Source organism: Pseudomonas sp. ICMP22404, from assembly GCF_006227205.1.
Lineage (GTDB): Bacteria > Pseudomonadota > Gammaproteobacteria > Pseudomonadales > Pseudomonadaceae > Aquipseudomonas.
Genome location: NZ_VCNG01000052.1, coordinates 1 through 750 on the forward strand (window position 1 = coordinate 1; position 750 = coordinate 750).

At 65.6% G+C, this 750-nt stretch carries 1 protein-coding gene; it reads left to right on the forward strand.

Annotation, left to right across the window (positions count from 1 at the left end; genetic code table 11):
- On the forward strand, positions 1-750 hold a 750-nt coding region (locus tag FGE05_RS29590), incomplete at both ends, for a filamentous hemagglutinin N-terminal domain-containing protein (RefSeq protein WP_139650433.1).

The following is a 750-nucleotide window of genomic DNA, read 5'->3' on the forward strand; positions in this document are numbered from 1 at the left end:
CGCGGCCGCCACCACCATCCTCAACGAAGTCAACGGCGGCAGCCCGAGCCAGTTACGTGGCTACACCGAGGTGGCGGGGCAGTCGGCCCACGTCATCGTCGCCAACCCCTACGGCATCACCTGTAACGGCTGCGGCTTCATCAACACCCCCCAGGCAACTTTGACCACCGGCAAACCGGTGGTGGAAAACGGTCAGTTGACGCGCTACCAGGTCGACCAGGGCAGCGTCACCGTCGAAGGCGCGGGCCTCAACGCGACCAACGTCGACCGCTTCGAAATCATCACCCGCAGCGCCAAGATCAACGCCGAGATCCAGGCCAAGAACCTGACCATCGTCGCCGGTCGCAACGACGTCGATGCCGCCAGTCTCAATTCCACCGCCCGTGCCGACGACGGCAGCACCAAACCGCAACTGGCCATCGACTCCTCGGCCCTGGGCGGCATGTATGCGGGGGCGATCAAGCTGGTAGGCACCGAGGCCGGTGTCGGGGTGAAGCTGGACGGCAAGTTGATCGCCAGCGGTGGCGATATCCAGCTCGACGCCAACGGCCATCTGAGCCTGGCCGACACCTCAGCCACCGGCGCGGTCACCGCCAAGGCCGCCAGCGCCAACGTGCAAGGGGCGGTCTACGGTGCCAGCGTCAACATGCAAACCAGCGGCGCACTGGATGTGCAGCAGAACATCGCCGCCCGTGACCGGATCAGCTTGAGCAGCGGCGGGCAGTTGACCAACAACGGCGTCATCGAAGC